Raw genomic sequence first — 21,288 nt, forward strand, 5'->3', positions numbered from 1 at the left:
GAATTGTGGCGCCTGCCGCTCCACAAGGATTATGCCGAACGGATGAAGTCGGACATCGCCGACATCCGCAACTCCGCGACCGGACAGGGCCCGGGCGCCAGCCTCGGCGCACATTTCATCGGCTTCTTCGTCGACGAGGCGACCCCTTGGGCGCACCTCGACATCGCCGGGGTCAACCGTTCGGAGAAGGCCACCTCGCTCGTCCCCAAAGGCATGACCGGCTTCGGCGTGCGCCTGCTCGACCAGTTTGCACGGAGCGAATAGAGTTTTGCGGAACCTCGGAAGGCCCCTTGTGTTGCACAATAGCAACACTATCTTGCTCGGCGAGAAAGGGGCTTTCTGAATGAACCTCGAAAAATTTACCGACCGCGCCAAGGGCTTTTTGCAGGCGGCGCAGACGATCGCGATCCGCATGAACCATCAGCGGATTTCGCCCGAGCATATCGCCAAGGCGCTGCTCGAAGACAATGAAGGCATGGCCGCGGGCCTGATCGCGAAAAGCGGCGGCGACGCGGCGCGCGCGGTCGCCGGTATCGACGCGCTGCTTGCCAAGGTCCCCGCGGTGTCGGGTTCGGGCGCGCAGGCTACTCCGGGGCTGGACAATGATGCCGTGCGCCTGCTCGATCAGGCAGAGCAAGTGGCGGCCAAGGCAGGCGACGGCTACGTCACCGTCGAGCGGCTGCTGCTCGCGATGGTGCTCGCGCCCACCACCCCGGTCGGCAAGGCGTTCGCCGATGCCGGCATCAAGGCCGACGCGCTCAACGCCGCGATCAACAACCTGCGCGGGGGGCGCACCGCCGACACCGCCTCGGCCGAAGACCGTTACGAAGCGCTCAAGAAATTCGCCCGCGACCTCACCGAAGTCGCGCGCGAGGGCAAACTCGACCCCGTGATCGGCCGCGACGAGGAAATCCGCCGTACGATCCAGATCCTCGCGCGCCGCACCAAGAACAACCCCGTGCTGATCGGCGAACCCGGGGTCGGCAAGACCGCGATCGCCGAGGGCCTTGCGCTCCGCATCACCAACGGCGACGTGCCCGACAGTTTGAAGGACCGCCGCCTGCTGTCGCTCGACATGGGCGCACTGATCGCGGGCGCCAAATATCGCGGCGAGTTCGAGGAGCGCCTCAAAGGCGTGCTCGACGATGTGAAGGCCGCCGAGGGCGAGATCATCCTGTTCATCGACGAGATGCACACGCTCGTCGGCGCGGGCAAGGGCGAGGGTGCGATGGACGCCTCGAATCTGCTCAAGCCCGCGCTCGCGCGCGGCGAGCTCCACTGCATCGGCGCGACGACGCTCGACGAATATCGCAAGCATGTCGAGAAGGACCCCGCGCTCCAGCGGCGGTTCCAGCCAGTGTTCGTCGGCGAGCCGACGGTCGAGGATTCGATCTCGATCCTGCGCGGGCTCAAGGAAAAATATGAGCTGCACCATGGCGTGCGGATCACCGACGGCGCGATCGTCGCCGCGGCGACGCTGTCGAACCGCTATATCTCCGACCGCTTCCTGCCCGACAAGGCGATCGACCTGATGGACGAGGCCGCGAGCCGCATCCGGATGGAGGTCGAATCGAAGCCCGAAGAAATCGAGACGCTCGACCGCCGCATCATCCAGATGAAGATCGAGGAATCGGCGCTCGGCAAGGAAAGCGACGCCGCGTCCAAGGACCGGTTGCAGGCCCTGCAGGCCGAACTCGCCAACCTCGAGCAGCAGTCGGCGGGGCTCACCCAGAAATGGCAGGCGGAAAAGGACAAGATCCACGCCGAGGCAAAGATCAAGGAAGAGCTCGACGCCGCGCGCTCCGCGCTCGATCAGGCGCAGCGCGCCGGCGATCTCGCGAAGGCCGGAGAATTGTCCTACGGCACCATCCCCGGCCTCGAAAAACGGCTCGAGGAAGCGCAGGCCGCCGCGGGCAATGCGATGCTGCGCGAAGAGGTCACCGCCGACGATATCGCCGCGGTGGTCAGCAAATGGACCGGTATCCCCGTCGACCGGATGATGGAAGGCGAGCGCGAGAAGCTGCTCGGCATGGAAGCGACGCTCGAAAAGCGCGTGATCGGACAGGATGAAGCCGTGCGTGCGGTTTCAACCGCGGTGCGCCGTGCGCGCGCGGGTCTGCAGGACCCGAACCGACCGCTCGGCAGTTTCCTCTTCCTCGGCCCGACGGGCGTCGGCAAGACCGAGCTCACCAAAGCGCTCGCGCGATTCCTGTTCGACGACGACAATGCGATGGTCCGCATCGACATGTCCGAGTTCATGGAAAAACACAGCGTCGCGCGGCTCGTCGGCGCGCCTCCGGGCTATGTCGGTTATGAAGAGGGCGGCACGCTCACCGAAGCGGTGCGCCGCCGGCCGTATCAGGTCGTGCTGTTCGACGAGGTCGAGAAGGCGCATGCGGATGTCTTCAACATCCTGCTCCAGGTGCTCGACGACGGGCGCCTGACCGACGGACAGGGGCGCACGGTAGACTTCACCAACACGCTGATCATTCTCACCTCGAACCTCGGCAGCCAGGCGATCGCCGCGCTTCCCGACGACGCGCCGGTCGAACAGGCCGAACCCGCGGTCATGGAGGTCGTGCGCGCGCATTTCCGGCCCGAATTCCTGAACCGGCTCGACGAAATCGTGCTCTTCAACCGCCTCGCGCAGCAGCATATGGGCGGCATCGTCGATATCCAGGTCGCGCGGGTGCAGAAATTGCTCGCCGATCGCAAGGTGACGCTCGATCTCACCGACGCCGCACGCGCGTGGCTCGGGCGGGTCGGTTATGATCCCGTGTATGGCGCCCGGCCGCTAAAGCGCGCAGTGCAGAAATATCTGCAAGACCCGCTTGCCGATCTGATCCTGAAAGGCGACGTGAAGGACGGGTCGACGATCAAGGTCGACGAAGGCGACGGCGCGCTGAAACTCGTGCCCGGCTAATTGTCGGAGCGATCGCTGCGCGCCGCCGAAGCCGCGGCGCGTGCGATTCAGGTCCCGGCAGGCGGAGTGCGCGGGCTTCCGTCCGGTTTTGATTATCGTCAGTTGCCGGCGGGACGGGTGCGACGGTCCTCGACAAAGCGATTCAGCGTCTCTTGCATTTCGGAACTCGATTTGGCCCATTCCGACTTGGTCCGGCAAACCTTGCGCTTCTTTATCAGCGAGCCTGTTTCTTCATAACGCTTGCAGATGACGGGATCCGCAGGCGGCGGCGGCGCAACCTCTGAACCGGAACCGGAACCAAGAACAAGAAACGCCATGATGAGATGGGACATTGATCAACTCATTCTGTTGTAGACGCGCCAAGCTACAATATTGGCCCGATCCAGTCCATCAATCATCGACGTCATGGCCACTATCGAGGCCGTAATCGATCATTTCCTGGAACATGCCGCGCAGCATATCGCGTTCCGATTCCTGGAGGTGCGGATTCCAGACGTCGAAGATCAGGACCGCGCGGAGCGCGTCGCTTGTGTTCCACGCCTCATGTTCGATCGTATCGTCAAAAACGAAGGCGCGCCCCTCTTCCCACGCACGCGTTTCGCCGCCGACACGAAAGCCGCATCCCGGCGGCACGATCAGTGGCAAATGGACGATCGAGCGTACGTTGGTGACGCCCGTATGGGGCGGAATATGTGCGCCCGGACGAAGCAGCGAAAAGAAGACGCTCGGCGAACGCCCCGGAATATCCGACATCGGCAATGTCTGCAGCAAGGCCGCGGTTTGCGGGCATTGCGCGCAAGCATCGTCCTGACGCACCCCGTGCTTCCACAGGAAACAGGCGCTCCACGCGGGCGAATTGTCCAGGGCGCTCCACTTGTTCGGCGATGTCCCTGCTTCCTGGCGAACATAGGGCACCAATCCTTCGCCGCCGCTCGCCAGCAGTGCCAGCAATTCTTCGCGGATGATGTCGGTCTGCGCCTCTAGGCGCTCGAGCCACGGGAAATGATCGCGGTCGAAGAATTCGTCGGCAGGCAGAAACGGGTAGTGCAGTCCGTGGCACTCGTTGGCATAGACCCGCCGCCGACCGAGGACACCGCCGACGCATGCTTCGAAGCGCCGCCGCGCCAGACTATCGGCTTCGCTATCGCGAAACTTCGCCAACCGCGGCGAAAGACTCTTTTCGAAACCCGTGGCGACGTCGGCGATATAACGGCGCGCGTGCGTCAACAGTTGATCGAGCGATGCATTCGCCTGCCCGCTCGCCTCGGCAAGGGCAATGACGCCCGACCATCGATGCATCGCACCCGCCGTCTCGCCGCGCTTCTCGTGGAGTTCGGCGCGACGAACATTCGCCATGAAGTGGCGCTGATCGATCGCCAGCGCCTGATCGAGGCTGACAGCTTCCCTTATGTCGTCGCCGGCGAGGCGCTGTGCCGTCGCGAGGTTCATCCACAGATCGGGGGCGGATGCATCGGCCGCGATTGCCTGTTCGAAAAAGCCGCAGGCTTCGGAAAATTTCCCCTCGTCCAGCCGCATCATCCCGAAGCTGTTCAGCACCACCGGATCGTTCGGCGCCTGCGAGAGCGCAGCCCGCAAATTATCGGCCGCGCGCGCGCTATCACCGCCGCGCCGCGCCTGCGCTGCGGCGCCGAGGAGATTTGCTACATCCGGATTGCTCATGTTGCCGCGATAACCGACGCCCGACGATCAGGCAAAAAAAAAGGCGGGCCGAAGCCCGCCTTTCCTTTTTTGTGATCCGTCGATCAGAACTTCAGACGGGCACCGACCGCATAGCGGCGACCGATGGCGTCGTAGGTCGACGGATAGGTGTTGCCGCTGTTGAAGGTGGTCGAACCGATGTTCGAACCAACCGTCGGCGGATCCTTGTCGAGCAGGTTCATGACCGAGAGCGTCAGTTCGAAATTCTCGCTCACATTGGCGCGCGCCGTCAGATCGAACCAGTCAAAGGCCTTGATCTTGCGGAACGCCGCGAAAGCCGGTCCGTTGGTACCGAAGTTGTCTTCATTCTGGTCAAACGGTTCCTGCTTGGTGCTCGAAATGTGGCGCCACAGCAGCGAGAGATCGATGTCGCCGAACGACAGCGTCGTACGCTGGTTGAACGAGAACTTCGGCAGGATCGAGCCACCCGACAGGTCCGAACCGGTCGGCGTGCAGTTGATGCTGTAATAGCCCACGCACTCGCGGTTCAGGCCGCCCGGCTTCGAACGGAACTTCGAATTGAAGGTGTAGTTGGCGGTGATACCGAGCGAGAGGGTGATCTCGTCGCTAAGATCGGTTTTCCAGTTCGCAGCGACGTCGATACCGTCGGTTGCAAGACGCCCGCTGTTGGTCAGTGCCAGCGGAACGCCCGGCACGGTCGCGGCCGAACCGTCGAGGCCACCGACCGCAGGGTCGCGGCGGATCGACGTACAGGCTACCGAGGTCGCGCTCGATGCGGTCAGGTTACCAAAGCAGTCGGTAAGAATGTCGCCGACCGTCGGGAACGAAATCGCATCGTTGATGACGATGTTATAATAGTCGACCGACAGCGTCAGGTTCGGAACGAAGCTGGGCTGGAAGATCGCACCGACCGTGAAGGTATCGGCCTTTTCGGGCTTCAGAGGCGCGTCATAGTTGAACGATGCGTTGATCTGTCCGGCCGACGGCGGGTCGAAAGCCGCAATATTGCCGGCACCGTTGACCAGTGCACCCTGCGCGACGCAAACCTGACCAAGGTTCGAGGTTGCATCGATCGTGGTACCGTCGCTCTGACAGGGATCGCGCTTCAGGTTGACGAGACCGACCGCATTCGGCTGGAAAATTTCGCCGATGTTCGGTGCGCGAACCGCCCGCTGGTAGTTGCCGCGAAGCTTGAAGCCGTCGAACGCTTCCCACGTCGCACCCGCCTTATAGGTCCACGTGCTGTACTTCTGCTTGGAAACGTCGTCGACCTTGTAATCCGAATAACGCACACCGGCTTCGAGCGTCAGGCCCGCGAAGAGCGGAGCGATGATTTCGCCGAAAACTTCGCGAACGTCATAGCCGCCCTTGACCGGAGTGGTCGCGCCGCCCGCGCCGCCGAGTTCGCCCGGATCCTGGGCGAGCTGATCGGCGAACACCTCGGCGGTATATTTACGATATTCGACGCCGGCGGCGAAGGAGATCGGCTCCGCACCGTCGGACAGGGCCACAAGATCGCCCGAGATGAGGCCGCGAACCTGCGCCAGCGAGGTACGGTTGCCCGACGTCGCCGGAACGAGCAGGAAAGCGCGCTGGTCAGGCGTGATCGATCCGCTGGGACCGAAGAAGTTTACCGGAACGCAACCGCCCGACGGATCGACGCAAGCGGTCGTGCTGGTCGCACGCAACGCCTGCTGTGCCCGCGAGAGCGACATATAGTTCTGAATGGTCTGCGTATTTTCGCTCTCACCATAATTACCGGAAACCTCATAACGGAGGGTATCGGTAATCGAACCGCGCACGCCGGCCATGATATCGAAGAGCTGCGTCTTGTAGCTGCTGACGCGGGGGCCAGCTTCGACCAGACGACGACCCACGTTGGTCGTAACTTCGCGATAGTTCGGATCGTTCTGATCGGTAGCGGTTGCCGCCGCGGCGCATTCCGCAGGCGTCAGCGACTGCACACCGGCCGCGAACGGGTTGTAATCGCCCTGCTGGAAGCCGGGGGTATCGGGGTCTGCGTCGAAAGCCTGGAAGGCGTTGCAAAATTGATTGCGGGCGCCGGCAGGCAGGTAGGGGTTGCTGAGCGGCACGGCGAGCGGGTCGCTGAATGCACCCGACGGCGCGATGATCGTCTCGACCGTGTTCTGCGAGAACATGCCGCGCGCGAACACTTCGACCGAATCGCTAACCTCGTAGCGCGCCGAAGAGAACATGTTGTACCGCTCGAACGGCGTCTGGAAAATATTGTACGGGTTGAAGTTGAACAGCGCGAACTGCGGCACGAGGTTGCCCGTCGCCGGATCGATCTGCAGATTGCCCGTACCGGGAATCGAGAAACGCGACGGCGACGCAGTACCCGATGCGCCCGAGCCCGAGCCGTCGAACGAATCGATGGTCAGATCCGACCGCGGACGTTCGCCGCCGAAATAGACCGGATCGGCTTTCTGGTAGCCGATGCTGAGAACCGCGTTGCCGCGGCCGTCGTCGAAATTCGCGCCCACCGTCAGGTCGGCACGGAAAATCCGGCCGTCGCCGCGTTCGGTGATCTGATAGCTGCTCGAAAGATCGACGCCGGCGAAATCGCGCTTGGTGATGAAGTTGACGACGCCCGAAACGGCGTCGGCGCCGTAGGTGGTGCTCGCACCGCCGGTCAGCACATCGACGCGCTCGATAAGGGCGAGCGGAATGTTGTTGAGGTCGACGTTGCCGTTCAGATTGGCCGGGGCGATCCGCTGGCTGTCGAGCAGCACGATGTTGCGGCTCGGGCCGAGGCCGCGAAGGTCGACGAACGAAGCGCCGCCGTTGCCGTTGTTGACCGACGAACCGATGTTCGCGGCAACACCCGGAACGTCACGAAGGATATCTTCGGCAACGTTGACCTGGCGCAGCTCGATTTCGTCCGACGACGTCACGTTGACCGGGCTCGAGGTGGTCAGGTTGGGGTTGCGGACCAGCGTACCGGTCACGACGATTTCAGAGGTTTCGCCCGTGGCCTCGTCGGCCGCTGCGGTGTCCTGCGCAAAGGCAGGAGCCGAAACCAGCGCGACGCTCATCACGAGCGGCGCAACGCCGAGCTTCAGCTTGGAATATTGAGTTTTCTTCACAGTGCAGTCCCTTGCTACTGATGGATGAAATACCCGGACCCCCGACGCGACGGCACGAGCCGGCACGTAAATGCCCCGATAGCGTGCGGGATGACTGCTCGTTCATCGGGAGTAAAGGGAATTCCCGCCGCTTTCCGTCGTTTCAAAACTCATTGTGACGTATTTGCAACAAGTGCGGGACGCGATGAAATACAATGAGCGGGAAGCGCGGTTTTCACGACATTTTGTTTCATCGGTTACGAATTCGGCCGTAACCTTTGGCCGCCTCAGCCGCCGACCGGACCCGCAAGTTTGCCCGGATCGAGGCGGGCATCGCGCCATTTCAACCCCCAGTGCATGTGCGGCCCGGTCGCACGCCCGGTTCGGCCGACCGTCCCCAGCGGCTGGCCCTGTACGACCCGGTCGCCCACCTTCACATCGAGCCGCTGGCAATGAAGAAAAGCACTGCTGAGGCCCATACCATGATCGACGATCAGCAAATTGCCCTCGAGCGTGAAGGGTGCACTCGCAGCAAGGACAACGACGCCGTCGGCGGGAGCGACGAAGGGCGTTCCCGCGGGGACCGCAACGTCGGTGCCGCTGTGATAGGTCCCTGGCTTGCCCTGATAGACGCGCTGCGATCCGAAGAAGCCCGAGAGGCGCCCGGTCACCGGCCAGCGGAATTTCTGCCGCCAGCCATCGGACTCGACGGGCAGGTTTCGCGCGGCGGCGATCTGCGCAAGTTCGGCGGGACGGCGGCGTTCGAAATCGGCGTCGCTCGAGGCGCTGCCGCGGTAGGGCGCGTTGATATGTTCGAGCCGCCAGCTGCCCGCAGCGACGGCAATCCGCCGCTCGACCGTTCGACCGTCGGCGAGCGTCGCGACGAGCAGCGCGCCGGGTCCGGCATCGCGATCGAATGCGATCAGAAAGCGTCCGTCGGCCGCGACCGGGATCGGCTTGCCGTCGAACGTCAGCGTGCGCGTATCACCGGGCACCAGTCCGACCATCACCGCGCCCTGCTCGGCCAGTCCCGCGAGCGCGAAGTCCGAGCGGACCGGCGGGCGTGGCGGCGCGGGTGGGGAGGGCTGCGGCGTGACGGGTTGGACGGCCGGGCGCGGCGCCGGCTTCGCTTCGGTATCGGCCGGCGGAACGCAGCCGGCAGAAACGATCAGGAGCGCGACCGCCGCCCCGTGCCGCCGCCAATCCTTCACGAAATTCATGCCCCGCGCGCAGCGTCCAGTTCGGCCTTCACCGATATCTCGGCGGTGGCATAGGGTTCCTGACGCGCGACCGACCAGTAACGCAACTCATCGAGCCCGATCGGGGCGGCGCTCACCGCGCACAGCACATGGTCGCCGGGCGCGAGGACGCGAAAACCGTTCGGTCCGTAGTGGAGGCGGGCAAGGCGGTTGCGGCTGGCGATCAACATGATTCTCGGTCCATTCGGCGGTATGTCATGGTCGTGACTATAGCAGCATCGGGCCGCGCGACCACCCCCTCGGCCCCCCGGGCGGGCTCAGAAGAGCTCGCCCTGCCCCCGCTTCGGCTCCGCCGGCGGCGCCTTTCGCACCGGTCGCGGGGTCGGGGGCGGGGGTACGCCGTCGCTACCCGTCACCTGAACCGGCACATCGCCATCGGCAAACTGCAATCGCAGATGACCGGCGTCCTGCGCCTTTGCCGCCGTCGTCACGATCGCGCCGCCCGTATCGCGCACCATCGCATAGCCGCGCGACAGCAGCGCGCGCGGATCGAGGCTGCCCAGCAATCGCCCCAGCCCTTCGAGCAATGCCCGGTCGCGATCCCAGCGCCGCGCGAGCAACGCCGGCCGCAGCGCCGCACCGCGCGTCACGAGGCGCTCCGAAACCACGGCCAGCCGGTGACGCTGGCTGCGGTCGAGCCGGTCGCCCGCATCGTCGAGCCGCTGGCGTTGCGGCGCATAGAGTGCATCGCGTTTCGGCAGGTGGCGCGCCAGCGCCGTCAGCCGCTCGTTTGCCAGCGCCTGATGCCGGTTCGCGGCACCGATGATCCGCCCGTTCCACGTCGCGAGCTGCGCCTGCAGTTCGGCGCGCACCGGCACCGCCATCTCGGCCGCGGCGGTCGGGGTCGGCGCGCGTACGTCGGCGGCATAGTCGGCGAGCGTCACGTCGGTCTCGTGCCCCACCGCGCTGATCGTCGGGATGCGGCAATCGGCGATCGCGCGCACGACGACCTCCTCGTTGAACGCCCACAGATCCTCGATCGACCCGCCGCCGCGCGCGACGATGACCAGATCAGGACGGGGTACCGGTCCGCCGGGTGCGATGGCGTCGAAACCGCGGATCGCATTCGCAACCTGCACCGCCGCGCCGTCGCCCTGCACCAGCACCGGCCAGACGATGACATGCGTCGGACAGCGGTCGGCAAGACGGTGGAGAATATCGCGGATCACCGCCCCGGTCGGCGAGGTCACGACGCCGATCGTGCGCGGCAGATAGGGGAGCCGGTCATATTTGCGCTCGCGGTCGAACAATCCCTCGGCGCCAAGCCGCGCCTTCAATTTCTCGAAGAGCAGCATCAGCGCGCCCTCGCCCGCGACTTCGAGCGTATCGACGACGAGCTGATATTTCGACCGCCCGGGATAGGTGGTGAGCTTGCCGGTCGCGATCACCTCGATCCCGTCCTCGGGCCGGAACGCCAGCCGCCCCGCCTGCCCTTTCCACATGACCATGTCGATCAGCGCATTATCGTCCTTGAGCGCCGCGTAGAAATGCCCCGACGCCGCGCGTTTCGTCCCCGACAATTCACCCCGCACGCGCACGCGCGCGAAGCCGTCCTCGACCGTGCGCTTGATCGCCGCCGACAATTGGCTGACCGATAGCGCGGGCGCATTGTCCCCCGGCGCCGCCTCGGCTAACAGCCGCGCTTCGGTGCCATCGTCGGACGCCGTATCGGGAAAAGGGACTGACATGAATATCCTGCTGGTCGGATCGGGGGGCCGCGAACATGCGCTCAGCTGGCAGTTGGCACAATCGCCAAGCTGCGCCAAGCTCTATGCCGCGCCGGGCAACCCGGGGATCGAGGCGCACGCCGAATGCGTCGCCATCGCTGCCGACGATCTGGACGGGCTGATTGCCTTCGTAAAGGCGCATGCGATCGATTTCGTCGTCGTCGGCCCCGAAGCCCCGCTCGTCGCGGGGCTCGCCGACCGCCTTCGCGAAATCGGCATTCCCGCATTCGGTCCCGCCGCCGCCGCCGCCCGGCTCGAAGGCTCGAAGGGCTTTACCAAGGATCTCTGCGCGCGCGCGTCGATCCCCACCGCCGCCTATGTCCGCTGCACCAGCGCCGAGGAAGCGCTCGCCGTCCTCGAGGGCTTCTCGATCCCTGTCGTGATCAAGGCCGACGGCCTGGCCGCGGGCAAGGGCGTAATCATCGCCGAAACGCGCGAAGAGGCCGAAGCCGCGATCGACGACATGTTCGACGGCGCCTTCGGTAGCGCGGGCGCCGAGGTGGTGATCGAAGAATTTATGACGGGCGAGGAGGCGAGCTTCTTCGCGCTGTCCGACGGCACCGACGTGATCGCCTTCGGCAGCGCGCAGGACCATAAGCGTGTCGGCGACGGTGACACCGGGCTGAACACCGGCGGCATGGGCGCGTACAGCCCCGCCCCGGTGCTCACTGCCGATCTGGAAGTGGCGGTGATGGACCGGATCATCCGCCCGACCGTGGCGACGCTTGCTGCCGAGGGCACGCCCTATGTCGGCGTGCTGTTCGCGGGGCTCATGCTGACGGCGGAGGGTCCGAAGCTGATCGAATATAATTGCCGCTTTGGCGACCCCGAATGCCAAGTGCTGATGATGCGCTATGCCGGCGATCTTGCGGCATTGCTCCACGCCGCGTCGACTGGCGCGCTCGCCGGTGCGACGCCGCCCGCTTTCGCGAGCGATTATGCCCTGACGGTCGTGATGGCCGCGAACGGTTATCCCGCTACCCCCGAAAAGGGCGGCGCGATCCGCGGCATCGCCGACGCCGAAGCCGGCGGCGTGCGCGTCTTTCACGCTGGAACCGCGCGTAGCGAAGGCCAGATCGTCGCCGCAGGCGGGCGCGTGCTCAACATCACCGCGACGGGGCGCACCGTCACCGAAGCGCAGGCGCGCGCCTATGCTGCGGTCGACAAGCTCGATTTCGCCACCGGCTTCTGCCGCCGCGATATCGGCTGGAGGGAAGTCGCGCGCGAAGCCGGATAACGGTGACTGGACGCCACATGTCCGGCCGCATAGGCTGACCCAAATTCACAAGCGGAGAAGATCATGGCCTGGCTTCAGGAAAACTGGATTATTGCGGTTGTCGGCCTCGTCGTTGCCGTCGTGCTGCTGTGGTGGCTGTTCGGCCGGTCGAAGCCCCGGGAAATCGCGCCGCCCGCCGCCGAACCGGCGAAGCCCGTGAAGCCGCTCGAACCGGTAAAGCCTGAAATCGTTGCCGCCGAACCCGCGCGCTTCAAGGCGATCGAGCCTAAACCGCAGCCCGCCGTCCCGACGGCACCGCCGCCGGTGCCCGAACCGGCCGCCAAGGCTCCACCGCCCGCGCCGGCTCCTGCTCCGGAACCTCAACCCGTTGCCGAAACCCCGCCTCCGGCGCCCAGGCCCGTAACCAAGCCAAAGGCCGCCACTAAGCCCGCCGCGAAAAAGGCCGCCACCAAGGAACCGGTGGCGAAACCCGCGGCCAAGCCCGCAACAAAGGCAGCAGCCAAGCCTGCGCCGAAGAAAACGGCCGCAAAGCCGGCACCGGCCGAAACGGCGGCCATCCCCGAGGAACCGACCGTTCCGCCACCGCCCGCGGCAAAACCCGCACCTGCGCCATCGGCAGCCAAGGCCGATAATCTGCAATTGCTGAAGGGCGTCGGCCCCAAGCTCGTCGTGCTGTTGAACGGCCTCGGTGTCAGCAGCTTCCAGCAGATTGCCGGCTGGACCGACGCCGATATCGCGCGAATCGATCCGCAGCTCGGCGCCTTTCAGGGCCGCATCGCACGCGACAATATCGTCGATCAGGCGGGTTATCTTGCGCGCGGCGACAAGGCGGGCTTCGAGGCGAAATACGGCGCCCTCGGCGGCGAACTCTGATCGCCGTCGAGGGTCATGCCGGCTAACGGGCGCGCGCGGACGCTCCCGTCACGAAGCAGCCGACGCGAAGCCGGGTCAAGCCGCCTTTTTCGCCTTCGGTGCCGGCGTCTTGGGCTTGTACCGGCAAAGGTCGATCACCGGGCAGCGCCAGCATTCGGGGGTGCGCGCCTTGCAGATGTAGCGGCCGTGGAGGATCAGCCAGTGATGCGCGCCGGCGCGGAAGGGCGCGGGCGTGTTTTTCTCGAGGCTCTTTTCGACCGCGAGCACCGTCTTGCCAGGCGCGAGCCCGGTGCGATTGCCGACACGGAAGATATGCGTGTCGACCGCGAAGGTCTCGGCTCCGAAAGCGCAGTTCATCACGACATTGGCGGTCTTGCGCCCGACGCCCGGCAGTTCGACGAGCGTGTCGCGGTCGGCGGGCACCTCGCCGCCGAAATCGCGGACGAGAATCTCGCTGAGTGCGATGACATTCTTTGCCTTGCCATTGAACAGCCCGATCGTCTTGATGTGCTGCTTCAACCCGTCTTCGCCGAGGTCGACCATCTGCTGCGGCGTCTTCACTTCCTGGAAGAGCAGCCGCGTCGCCTTGTTTACGCCGACGTCGGTCGCCTGCGCCGACAATACCACCGCGACGAGCAGTTGATACGTATTGCCGAACTCAAGCTCGGTCTCGGGACTCGGGTTCAGCTCGGCGAGGCGGCGGTAGAATTCGAAGATGTCGGCTTTTTTCATGACGCCGGCATCACGGTCCCGGCCGGATGCGCGGCCTTCCAGTCCATCGCCGCGCGCACGCGGCGTTCGACCGAGGGATGCGAATAGAAGAGGAACTCCTCGACCGCGTGCGGGCGCGGATTGCGATATTCGGCGGTCTTGACCAGCGCGCTCGCGAGCGCGTCGGGCAAGTTCACGGTCTTCAGCGAATAGGCGTCGGCCGAACTCTCGTCGAGCCTCGACAGCGTGTTCTGCACCGGCATCGACACGAAAGTGAAGAGCGAGAGAATGAACATCATCACCGGAAAGCCGCGCGGATCGCCGATGCCCGCATCGCTGCCGAACGCCCTTGCAATCCGGGGAAAGAGCCGGTCGGCGAGGAAGAAGAGGAGGATGGCGAGCAACGAAAAGACCACGACCATGATCCAGATATGTCCAAGGACATAATGGCCGATCTCGTGGCCCGTCACCGCCCTGACCTCTTCGAGCGAGGCGCCCTTCAGCGCGATGTCCGAAATCGCGATGCGTGCCGAATGGCCGATACCCGAAACATTGGCGGTGAAATTGTTCGACTGGCGCGATCCGTCGTACAGGAAGATGCGGCCGGGATCGATGCCCGCTTCCTTCGCCTGCACAACAAGCGCGTCGCGTACAGGACCGGCGGGTACCGGCTTATAATCGTTGAACAGCGGCTCGACGACTATCGGTGAGAGCAGCAGCATCGCCGATATGGCGAAGGCGGCGAGGCCGCCCGACCAGATCCACCAGCGCTTTCCGGCGCGCCGGATCAGCGCATAGATGCCAAGGAAGAAAAGCCCGCCGAACAGCGTCGCGATGACGATACCGATCGCGCCCTGCCCCAACCAGTCGCCGAGCGGCTGGCTGGTTCGCCCATAGGCGGTTTCGCGCCACCAGCCCGAATAGATATCCCACGGCAGGGTGACGATTGCCGACAACAGCATGAAGGCGGCGCAGAGCAGGAAGGTGCGCAGAGCCCAGCCGCGCGCCGCGAACCGCGCGTCGAGCCGGTCGAGAATGCGCAGGCGCACGAAGAGGAAAGTGACGAGCCCCGCGACGACGACACCCCAGAAACTCAGCCATTCGCTGCCGACGGTATAGGACGCCGCCTTTTGAAGCGCCTCGGGGCCAAGGCCGTCGATATAGGCCCTGGTTGCGGCAACGGGATCGAAACTCATGGCCATCCTCCTGCTGTATTGTTTTCATGGTACACAGGAAGGGAGCCGGCGCAAGCGGGCGTCAGAGGCCCAGCACTTGCGGCATCGTATAGCGGCCCGGCGCCTGGTGGATCAGCCACAACGCAGCACGCACCGCGCCGCGCGCAAAGATCATGCGGTTTTCGGCGCGATGCGACAGGGTGATCATTTCCTCGGGCCCTGCGAAGATCACGTCATGGTCGCCCGCGACGGTGCCGCCGCGCAGGCTGGCAAAACCGATCTTGCCATGGCCGCGCGCCCCGGTAACCCCGTCGCGGCCGCGCTCCGAGCAGGTGCCAAGGTCGATGCCCCGTCCCTCGGCTGCGGCCTGCCCCAGCAGAAGCGCGGTCCCGCTCGGCGCATCGACCTTCATCCGGTGGTGCATCTCGACGATCTCGATATCATATTCGGGGTCGAGCCGCGCTGCCGCTTCGCGAACCAGATGCGCGAGCAAGGTGACGCCGAGCGACGTATTGCCCGTCTGGAGCACGGCGATGTCGCGCGCGGCATCGTCGATCAGATAGTGATGGCGTTCCTCGAGCCCGGTCGTACCGATGACGATCGGCGTCTTCGCCGCGACACAGGCGTCGAGCGTCGCCTCGAGCGCCGCGGGCGACGAGAAATCGACGACAACGTCGCTGTTGCTCGCGAGCTTCAGGATGTTACCGCCCTTGTCGACGCCGCAATGCCGCTGCCCTGCCCCGGAGATTGCGACGGCGAGCGCGACGCCCATCCGTCCTTCGCTGCCGATAATGCCGATGCTGGTCATGACCCAAATCCCCGTTCGCCCCGACCCCGGATCCCGTCCGGGGGAGGGTCGTCCTTGCTAAACCGCCGCTTTGAAGGAAGAACGGTCCTTCGACAAGCTCAGGACGAACGGAGTTAGAGTGTCCCCGATCCAGAACATCGTTATCCTGACGGGCGCAGGGGTGTCCGCCGAAAGCGGCATCGACACCTTTCGCGACGCCGGGGGCTTGTGGGAACAGCACCGCGTCGAGGATGTGGCGACTCCCGAAGCCTTTGCGCGCGACCCCGATCTCGTCCTGCGTTTCTACGACATGCGGCGCGAGGCGATCCAGACCAAGGAGCCGAACGCCGCGCACGTCGCGCTCGCGCGGCTCGACGCCGAATGGCCCGGCGAATTGCTGATCGTCACGCAGAATGTCGACGACCTTCACGAACGCGCGGGCGCGAAGCGGCTGGTCCATATGCACGGCGAGCATCTGAACGCTTGGTGCACCGGCTGCGACACACGGGCGCCGTGGACAGCTCCCCTGCTCGACCGGCCAGCCTGTCCGGTGTGCGGCGTGGCCGGGCTGCTCCGTCCCGACATCGTCTGGTTCGGCGAAATGCCGTACCGGATGGACGAGATTTATCATGCGCTGAACCGCGCCGACCTGTTCGTGTCGATCGGCACATCGGGCGCGGTCTATCCCGCCGCGGGTTTCGTGCGCGAAGCGCGTGCGGCGGGCGCGCGGACGCTCGAGCTCAATATGGAACCGAGCCAGGGCAGCTACTGGTTCGACGAGGCGCGGCACGGGCCGGCGACGGCGCTGGTGCCGGCGTGGGTCGAGGAAATGCTGGGTTGATTTCCACCGGAAGCTTTTCCGAATGTGCTCACACAAAGACACAAAGAGGGCAGTCCAGTACGAATGGCTTGTGGTAAACTGCCCTCTTTGTGTCTTTGTGTGAGATTTTTTTCAGCGCCGCGCGGCGAAAAAATCTCTTAGCAGCCCCGCCGCTTCGCCCTCGCCGATGCCGTCGTAGATTTCGGGGCGATGATGGATCGTCGGCTGCGCGAAAGTGCGCGGACCGTGGACGACCGCGCCCCCCTTCGGGTCGTCGGCGCCATAATAGAGGCGTGCGATTCGCGCGTGGGCGATCGCCCCGGCGCACATCGCACAAGGCTCGAGCGTCACATAGAGGTCACAGCCGTCGAGCCGCTCGTTGCCGATCTTGGCGGCCGCGGCGCGAATCGCGACGATTTCGGCGTGCGCCGTCGGGTCATGCGATTCGCGCGGACGGTTGTGACCCTCGGCGATGATCGCGCCATCCTTGACGATCACCGCGCCGACGGGCACCTCGCCCCATTCCGCGGCGATGCGGGCGAGGTCGAGCGCACGGCGCATCGGTTCGGGAAGCGGAAACGAGGGCATAAAAGCGCCCTATTCGCTTGACGAATCTCCGGCAAGCCGATAAGCGCGCGCCTTTCCCGGCTCACTCCGGTCCTGTTCTTCCCGATCTGCGGGAAGCGTCCGGACGCCGATCCGAAATTTTTTGACGAGGAAGAAGACGATGTCGCGCATCTGCGAACTGACCGGCAAGGGCCGCCAAGTTGGCCACAATGTCAGCCACGCCAACAACAAGACCAAGCGCACCTTCCTGCCCAACCTGCAGAATGTGACGTTGCTGTCGGACGCACTCGGCAAGGGCGTGAAGCTGCGCGTGTCGACCCACGGCCTGCGCACGGTCGAGCATAATGGCGGCCTCGACAACTGGCTGCTGAAGGCCGGCGACGAGCAGCTGTCGGCCGGCGCCCGCAAGGTGAAGAAGGAAGTCGCGAAGAAGCTGGCCGAAAAGGCCGCCTAAGCGCTTTCAAATCGCCAAAAGCATTCAGGCCGCCGGTTTACCGCGCGGCCTTTTTGCTGTCCGGCGCTTTTCCGGGCGGCAGATCGACCAGTTCGAACTGCAGCAGCAGGCTGCGCTGCCAGACGTTGAAATTATCGTCAGCGACGAGCCACAACCAGGTCCGGCCGCCTTCGACCGAAACCGCAGCGCCTTCGTAATTTTCGCCAAGCGGAACGGGCACGCGGCCGATCGTCTGCGCGTGCACGACCGCGTCCTTCGCGATATCGGCGGGGTCGACGATCGCGACGATCGTCGTGAAGACCGGGTCGAAACCAAGCCGCCGGTGCACGAGCAGGATGCGCCCGTCGGGAAGCGGGGCGGCGTCGCTGACCAGCCCGCGTCCGTCCGAATCATAAAAGAAGCGAATCGGCGCCGGCCCCGGCGCGGCGGGATCGCCATCATAAACCAACGCCTCGCGCCCGCGCGGATCGTCGTCGGCATCCTCCGAGAAAACCACCGTCCGCCCGTCGGCGAGCCGCGCCATCGCCTCGGGGCCGCGATTCGCGGGCCAGCGCGGCGCGGGCAGCTTGCGGCGCGCTTCGATGGTCGTCAGGTCGGCGTCGAGCCGCCAGATCTGGTTGATCCCTTCGAGCGCGATCCAGCTCTTGCCGCTTTCGGGGTCGACGAACAGCGCTTCGGAATCGACCATCGCCTTGCGCGGCGGGCGCCCGTCGGGGGTCGGCAGCGCGCCGATCCGGACATGCGACACCGCGCCGCCCGCGGCGAGCGTCAGCCGGGTCCAATAACCATTGTCGCCGATCAGCAGGAACGCGTCCGGCCCGGTCCGCGCGAGCGCCGAGAAGCCGCCGAAGCGGCTGTGCGGGCTGACGAGGTGCCAGCCGCGGACGAAGCGCATCGAGCCGGCCGTCCCGGGCGCGAAGACCAGCGGGCGCGCCGCCGCCGCCTGGGTAAAATTGTCGGTCGGAAAACGAACGGCAGCGCCGGGCATCGGGCCGAGGACGAGGAAGATCAGGGCGGCGAAGAACAAACGGCGCATCGCCGCGGGGTTAGGGCGGCAGTCCCGGAAAGGAAAGCGTTTCGGCGCAGAAAGCTGAACGCCAGCCAACAATGATGTTCAGGCTTCACTCAATGCGAATCGCCCATAACCCCTTCATCGACAACGCCCAGAAGGGCCCAACGACGAAAGAAGGAGAACGACGATGAAAAAGATGGTGACCCTCTCGATCGCCGCCCTGATGTCCACCGCGACGCTGGGCATGGCGGCTCCCGCCGCGGCACAGAATGGTTATTACGACCGCGACGGCTATTCGAGCTACGACGCGCGTTATGGGCGCGACGACCGCCGTTATGACCGCCGCGATTATCGCCGCGACAACCGCCGCGATTATCGCAGCAACCGCAACTATTACCGCGGTGACCGCCGCAACTATCGCCAGTGCGACAACGGCACCGGCGGCACCGTGATCGGTGCGATCGCGGGCGGTCTTGCCGGTCATGAAATCGCCGGTCGCGGCGACCGTACGGTCGGCACGATCATCGGCGGCGCCGTCGGCGCCATCGCCGGCCGCGCGATCGACAAGGGGAATGACGGCTGCCGTTAAGAGGCAGTCCCGACCCCCAATAATTTCTTTCCCTCCTTCGCCCCGTCCGGCCTTCGCCGGGCGGGGTTTTCTTTGCGCGACGGCGGCCGCGGGAGGCGAAGCTTGCCAACGGGACGGCGGAAGCCTAGGTTCGCTGCCAAGTGCACGTTCGCGGTTTTGCGGGCGCGTGAGCAGAACAGGTTATACTAGCCATGCGGCAAATGGCAGCGCCATCGGGGCGACCGCCGCGGCCAAGTTCAAGGACGGGGCCGGAGGCGAAAGGACGAAGCAAGGCAGGCGGCGATGCGCGCCCGATGCCGATCACGCGGCCGCGCAGCTATGCCGCAATCGATCTTGGCACTAACAATTGCCGGCTTTTGATCGCGCGTCCCCAAAATGGCGAGCTCGTCGTCATCGACGCCTTTTCGCGCATCGTCCGCTTGGGCGAGGGGTTGCACGGCAGCGGCAAGATCAGCGAAGCGGCGATGGACCGCACCGTCGCCGCGCTGTCGATCTGCGCCGACAAGCTGCGCCGTCGCCATGTCTCGCTGTCGCGCGCGGTCGCGACCGAAGCGTGTCGCCGCGCAACCAACGGCGAGGAGCTGGCTGAACGCGTGCGGCGCGAAACGGGCATCGTGCTCGACATCATTTCGGCCGCCGAAGAGGCAAAGCTCGCCGTGCTCGGCTGCCACAATCTGATGGAGCCCGGCGAAGGGCCGGCGCTGATCTTCGACATCGGCGGCGGCTCGACCGAACTGATGCATGTCGATGTGTCCGACCATGATGTGAAAATCCACGACTGGATCAGCGTGCCGTGGGGGGTCGTGTCGCTGACCGAACATGCGCCGCTTCCCGAAGACAGCCTTGCCGGACGGCAGGCCGCCTATACGCATATGCGCGACGTGACGCGCGATGCCTTTGCGGCCTTTGCGGCACGCGCCGAACGCTTTGCCGGCCAGCCACTGCGATTGCTCGGCACCAGCGGCACGGTGACGACGCTCGCCAGCGTCTTCCTCGACCTGCCGCGCTACGACCGCCGCGCGGTCGACGGGCTGGTCGTGCCGTGCGACGCGATGCGCGACATCAGCCGCCGTCTCGCCGATGCGAGCATCGCCGACCGCGCCGAAATCGCGTGCATCGGCCGCGAACGCGCCGACCTGGTCGTCGCCGGCTGCGCGATTCTGGAGAGCATCATCGACCTGTGGCCCGCCGCGCGCGTCGGCGTCGCCGACCGCGGCATCCGCGAAGGCATATTGCGCACGCTGGCGATGCAAGGTCGCGACATCCCTGTCACCCGCCGCGAGTATCGCAAATGAGCGGTGCGGGTGGAAAAGGCGGGGGCGCCAAAGGATCGGGGGGTCGCGGCGGGCTGCATGTGCGGGTCAAGACCGCGCGCAAGCGGAGCGTCTCGTCGACGCGCTGGCTGCAGCGCCAGCTCAACGATCCCTATGTGCGCCGCGCGCAGGCCGAGGGCTATCGCTCGCGCGCCGCGTACAAGCTGATCGAGCTCGACGACAAATTCGGCTTTATCAAAAAGGCACGCGCCGTCGTCGACCTTGGCATCACGCCCGGCGGCTGGTCGCAGGTCGTGCGCAAGGCAAATCCCCGTGCGCGCGTCGCGGGAATCGATTTGCTCGCGTGCGAACCGATCGAGGGCGTCGCGATCCTCGAGATGGATTTCATGGACGATGCGGCGCCCGACGCGCTGATCGAGGCGCTCGGCAGCGCCCCCGACCTCGTTATTTCGGACATGGCGGCGAACACCGTCGGTCACCAGCAAACCGACCATCTGCGCACGATCGGGCTGGCCGAGACCGCCGCCGATTTCGCGGTGCAGAATCTGCTGCCCGGCGGCGCGTTCGTCGCCAAGGTGTTTGCGGGCGGCGCCGACCACACGCTGCTGACGATACTCAAGCGCCATTTTACGACGGTCAAGCACGCCAAGCCGCCGGCAAGCCGCAAGGGATCGCCCGAGCTTTACGTCATCGCGCAGGGATTCAAGGGCCGCCGCAATGCCGGGGCCGCGGAGGCCGAATAGACGCAATCGATTGGACAAACCGGGGGGAAGTTTGATGAACAAATCGAGGCAATCGGTCGCGGCAGTAACGCTCGCTGCGTTGATGCTGGCATCGTGCGGCGGCGGTGGCAGCAGTTCGGGCACCGGCGGCGGTCCGGTTACCGTCACGCCGACTCCCACCCCGACGCCGACCGCCAGCTGCAGCCTGGCGTCGCGCCAGGCTTTTGCCAAGGCGGTGATCGACGAATGGTATCTGTTCCCGAACGACGTCGCGAGCGGCGTCAATCCGGCGAGCCACGGCACCGTCCAATCCTATATCGACGCGCTCGTCGCGCCCGCGCGGGCGCTGAACAAGGACCGTTTCTTCACCTACATCACCTCGATCGCCGAGG

Annotated in this window: 19 protein-coding genes and 2 pseudogenes; 10 read left to right on the forward strand and 11 right to left on the reverse strand. The window is 65.4% G+C overall.

The features are described 5' to 3' along the window. A pseudogene (locus tag VGD20_RS07610) lies at positions 1–264 on the forward strand (leucyl aminopeptidase); the annotation flags it as partial. Positions 265–343: 79 nt separating this feature from the next. Then, positions 344–2,923 carry an ATP-dependent chaperone ClpB gene (gene clpB, locus VGD20_RS07615; protein WP_331133867.1) on the forward strand — a complete coding sequence of 860 codons (2,580 nt, stop codon included), beginning with the start codon at positions 344–346 and terminating at the stop codon, positions 2,921–2,923. Positions 2,924–3,021: 98 nt separating this feature from the next. Here clpB and VGD20_RS07620 read toward each other — a convergent pair whose 3' ends face one another. The 6 genes from VGD20_RS07620 to xseA form a co-directional block, all read right to left on the reverse strand. Then, positions 3,022–3,255 carry a hypothetical protein gene (locus VGD20_RS07620; protein ID WP_331133868.1) on the reverse strand — a complete coding sequence of 78 codons (234 nt, stop codon included), beginning with the start codon at positions 3,253–3,255 and terminating at the stop codon, positions 3,022–3,024. 58 nt (positions 3,256–3,313) lie between these two features. After that, on the reverse strand, positions 3,314–4,603 hold the full coding sequence (locus tag VGD20_RS07625; RefSeq protein WP_331133869.1) for an aspartyl/asparaginyl beta-hydroxylase domain-containing protein: 1,290 nt from the start codon (positions 4,601–4,603) through the stop codon (positions 3,314–3,316). Between the two features lie 83 nt (positions 4,604–4,686). Next, entirely contained in the window at positions 4,687–7,710 is a 3,024-nt protein-coding gene (locus VGD20_RS07630) for a TonB-dependent receptor domain-containing protein (protein WP_331133870.1), read from the reverse strand. 266 nt (positions 7,711–7,976) lie between these two features. After that, positions 7,977–8,909: a M23 family metallopeptidase gene (locus VGD20_RS07635; protein WP_331133871.1), complete on the reverse strand. Its 933-nt coding sequence runs from the start codon at positions 8,907–8,909 to the stop codon at positions 7,977–7,979. Further along, on the reverse strand, positions 8,906–9,118 hold the full coding sequence (locus VGD20_RS07640; RefSeq protein ID WP_331133872.1) for a DUF2093 domain-containing protein: 213 nt from the start codon (positions 9,116–9,118) through the stop codon (positions 8,906–8,908). The genes VGD20_RS07635 and VGD20_RS07640 overlap by 4 nt, the downstream gene beginning before the upstream one ends. A gap of 87 nt (positions 9,119–9,205) precedes the next feature. Continuing rightward, positions 9,206–10,636, reverse strand: a complete 1,431-nt coding sequence (xseA, locus tag VGD20_RS07645) for an exodeoxyribonuclease VII large subunit (RefSeq protein WP_331133873.1) — start codon at positions 10,634–10,636, stop codon at positions 9,206–9,208. Here xseA and purD point away from each other — a divergent pair. Beyond that, a complete protein-coding gene (gene purD / locus VGD20_RS07650) occupies positions 10,635–11,912 on the forward strand; it encodes a phosphoribosylamine--glycine ligase (RefSeq protein ID WP_331133874.1) in 1,278 nt (425 codons plus the stop codon). The genes xseA and purD overlap by 2 nt on opposite strands. A gap of 63 nt (positions 11,913–11,975) precedes the next feature. Further along, positions 11,976–12,785 (forward strand): hypothetical protein, encoded by an 810-nt coding sequence (locus VGD20_RS07655; RefSeq protein ID WP_331133875.1) that lies wholly within the window; start codon positions 11,976–11,978, stop codon positions 12,783–12,785. Between the two features lie 75 nt (positions 12,786–12,860). Here VGD20_RS07655 and nth read toward each other — a convergent pair whose 3' ends face one another. The 3 genes from nth to dapB all read right to left on the reverse strand — a co-directional run bounded on the left by nth (position 12,861) and on the right by dapB (position 15,479). Then, positions 12,861–13,517, reverse strand: coding sequence for an endonuclease III (gene nth / locus VGD20_RS07660; protein ID WP_331133876.1), 657 nt, complete (start codon positions 13,515–13,517; stop codon positions 12,861–12,863). Continuing rightward, the gene (locus VGD20_RS07665; RefSeq protein ID WP_331133877.1) at positions 13,514–14,692 is read right to left on the reverse strand and encodes a M48 family metallopeptidase; all 1,179 of its coding nucleotides are present in this window, start codon (positions 14,690–14,692) and stop codon (positions 13,514–13,516) included. The genes nth and VGD20_RS07665 overlap by 4 nt, the downstream gene beginning before the upstream one ends. A 61-nt stretch (positions 14,693–14,753) precedes the next feature. Further along, positions 14,754–15,479: a 4-hydroxy-tetrahydrodipicolinate reductase gene (gene dapB, locus VGD20_RS07670; protein WP_331133878.1), complete on the reverse strand. Its 726-nt coding sequence runs from the start codon at positions 15,477–15,479 to the stop codon at positions 14,754–14,756. A 118-nt stretch (positions 15,480–15,597) separates the two neighbouring features. Here dapB and VGD20_RS07675 point away from each other — a divergent pair, with 118 nt between their 5' ends. Continuing rightward, positions 15,598–16,299, forward strand: coding sequence for an NAD-dependent deacylase (locus tag VGD20_RS07675; protein ID WP_331133879.1), 702 nt, complete (start codon positions 15,598–15,600; stop codon positions 16,297–16,299). A 111-nt stretch (positions 16,300–16,410) separates the two neighbouring features. Here the strand turns inward: VGD20_RS07675 and tadA are convergent, their stop codons facing one another. Further along, positions 16,411–16,866 (reverse strand): tRNA adenosine(34) deaminase TadA, encoded by a 456-nt coding sequence (tadA, locus tag VGD20_RS07680; RefSeq protein ID WP_331133880.1) that lies wholly within the window; start codon positions 16,864–16,866, stop codon positions 16,411–16,413. Between the two features lie 139 nt (positions 16,867–17,005). Here tadA and rpmB point away from each other — a divergent pair, with 139 nt between their 5' ends. Beyond that, complete coding sequence (rpmB, locus tag VGD20_RS07685; RefSeq protein ID WP_331133881.1) at positions 17,006–17,299, forward strand: 50S ribosomal protein L28; 294 nt, start codon at positions 17,006–17,008, stop codon at positions 17,297–17,299. 37 nt (positions 17,300–17,336) lie between these two features. Here rpmB and VGD20_RS07690 read toward each other — a convergent pair whose 3' ends face one another. Next, positions 17,337–18,335 (reverse strand): esterase-like activity of phytase family protein, encoded by a 999-nt coding sequence (locus VGD20_RS07690; RefSeq protein WP_331133882.1) that lies wholly within the window; start codon positions 18,333–18,335, stop codon positions 17,337–17,339. Between the two features lie 163 nt (positions 18,336–18,498). Here VGD20_RS07690 and VGD20_RS07695 point away from each other — a divergent pair, with 163 nt between their 5' ends. From VGD20_RS07695 to VGD20_RS07710, 4 genes and pseudogenes are all read left to right on the forward strand, one after another. Next, a complete protein-coding gene (locus tag VGD20_RS07695; RefSeq protein ID WP_331133883.1) occupies positions 18,499–18,900 on the forward strand; it encodes a glycine zipper 2TM domain-containing protein in 402 nt (133 codons plus the stop codon). 191 nt (positions 18,901–19,091) lie between these two features. Then, positions 19,092–20,195, forward strand: coding sequence for a Ppx/GppA family phosphatase (locus VGD20_RS07700; RefSeq protein WP_414714554.1), 1,104 nt, complete (start codon positions 19,092–19,094; stop codon positions 20,193–20,195). Next, a complete protein-coding gene (locus VGD20_RS07705) occupies positions 20,192–20,917 on the forward strand; it encodes an RlmE family RNA methyltransferase (RefSeq protein ID WP_331133885.1) in 726 nt (241 codons plus the stop codon). The genes VGD20_RS07700 and VGD20_RS07705 overlap by 4 nt, the downstream gene beginning before the upstream one ends. 34 nt (positions 20,918–20,951) lie before the next feature. Beyond that, positions 20,952–21,288: pseudogene (locus tag VGD20_RS07710) on the forward strand (peptidase S41); the annotation flags it as partial.

The organism is Sphingopyxis sp. (assembly GCF_036402335.1).
Classification (GTDB): Bacteria; Pseudomonadota; Alphaproteobacteria; order Sphingomonadales; family Sphingomonadaceae; genus Sphingopyxis.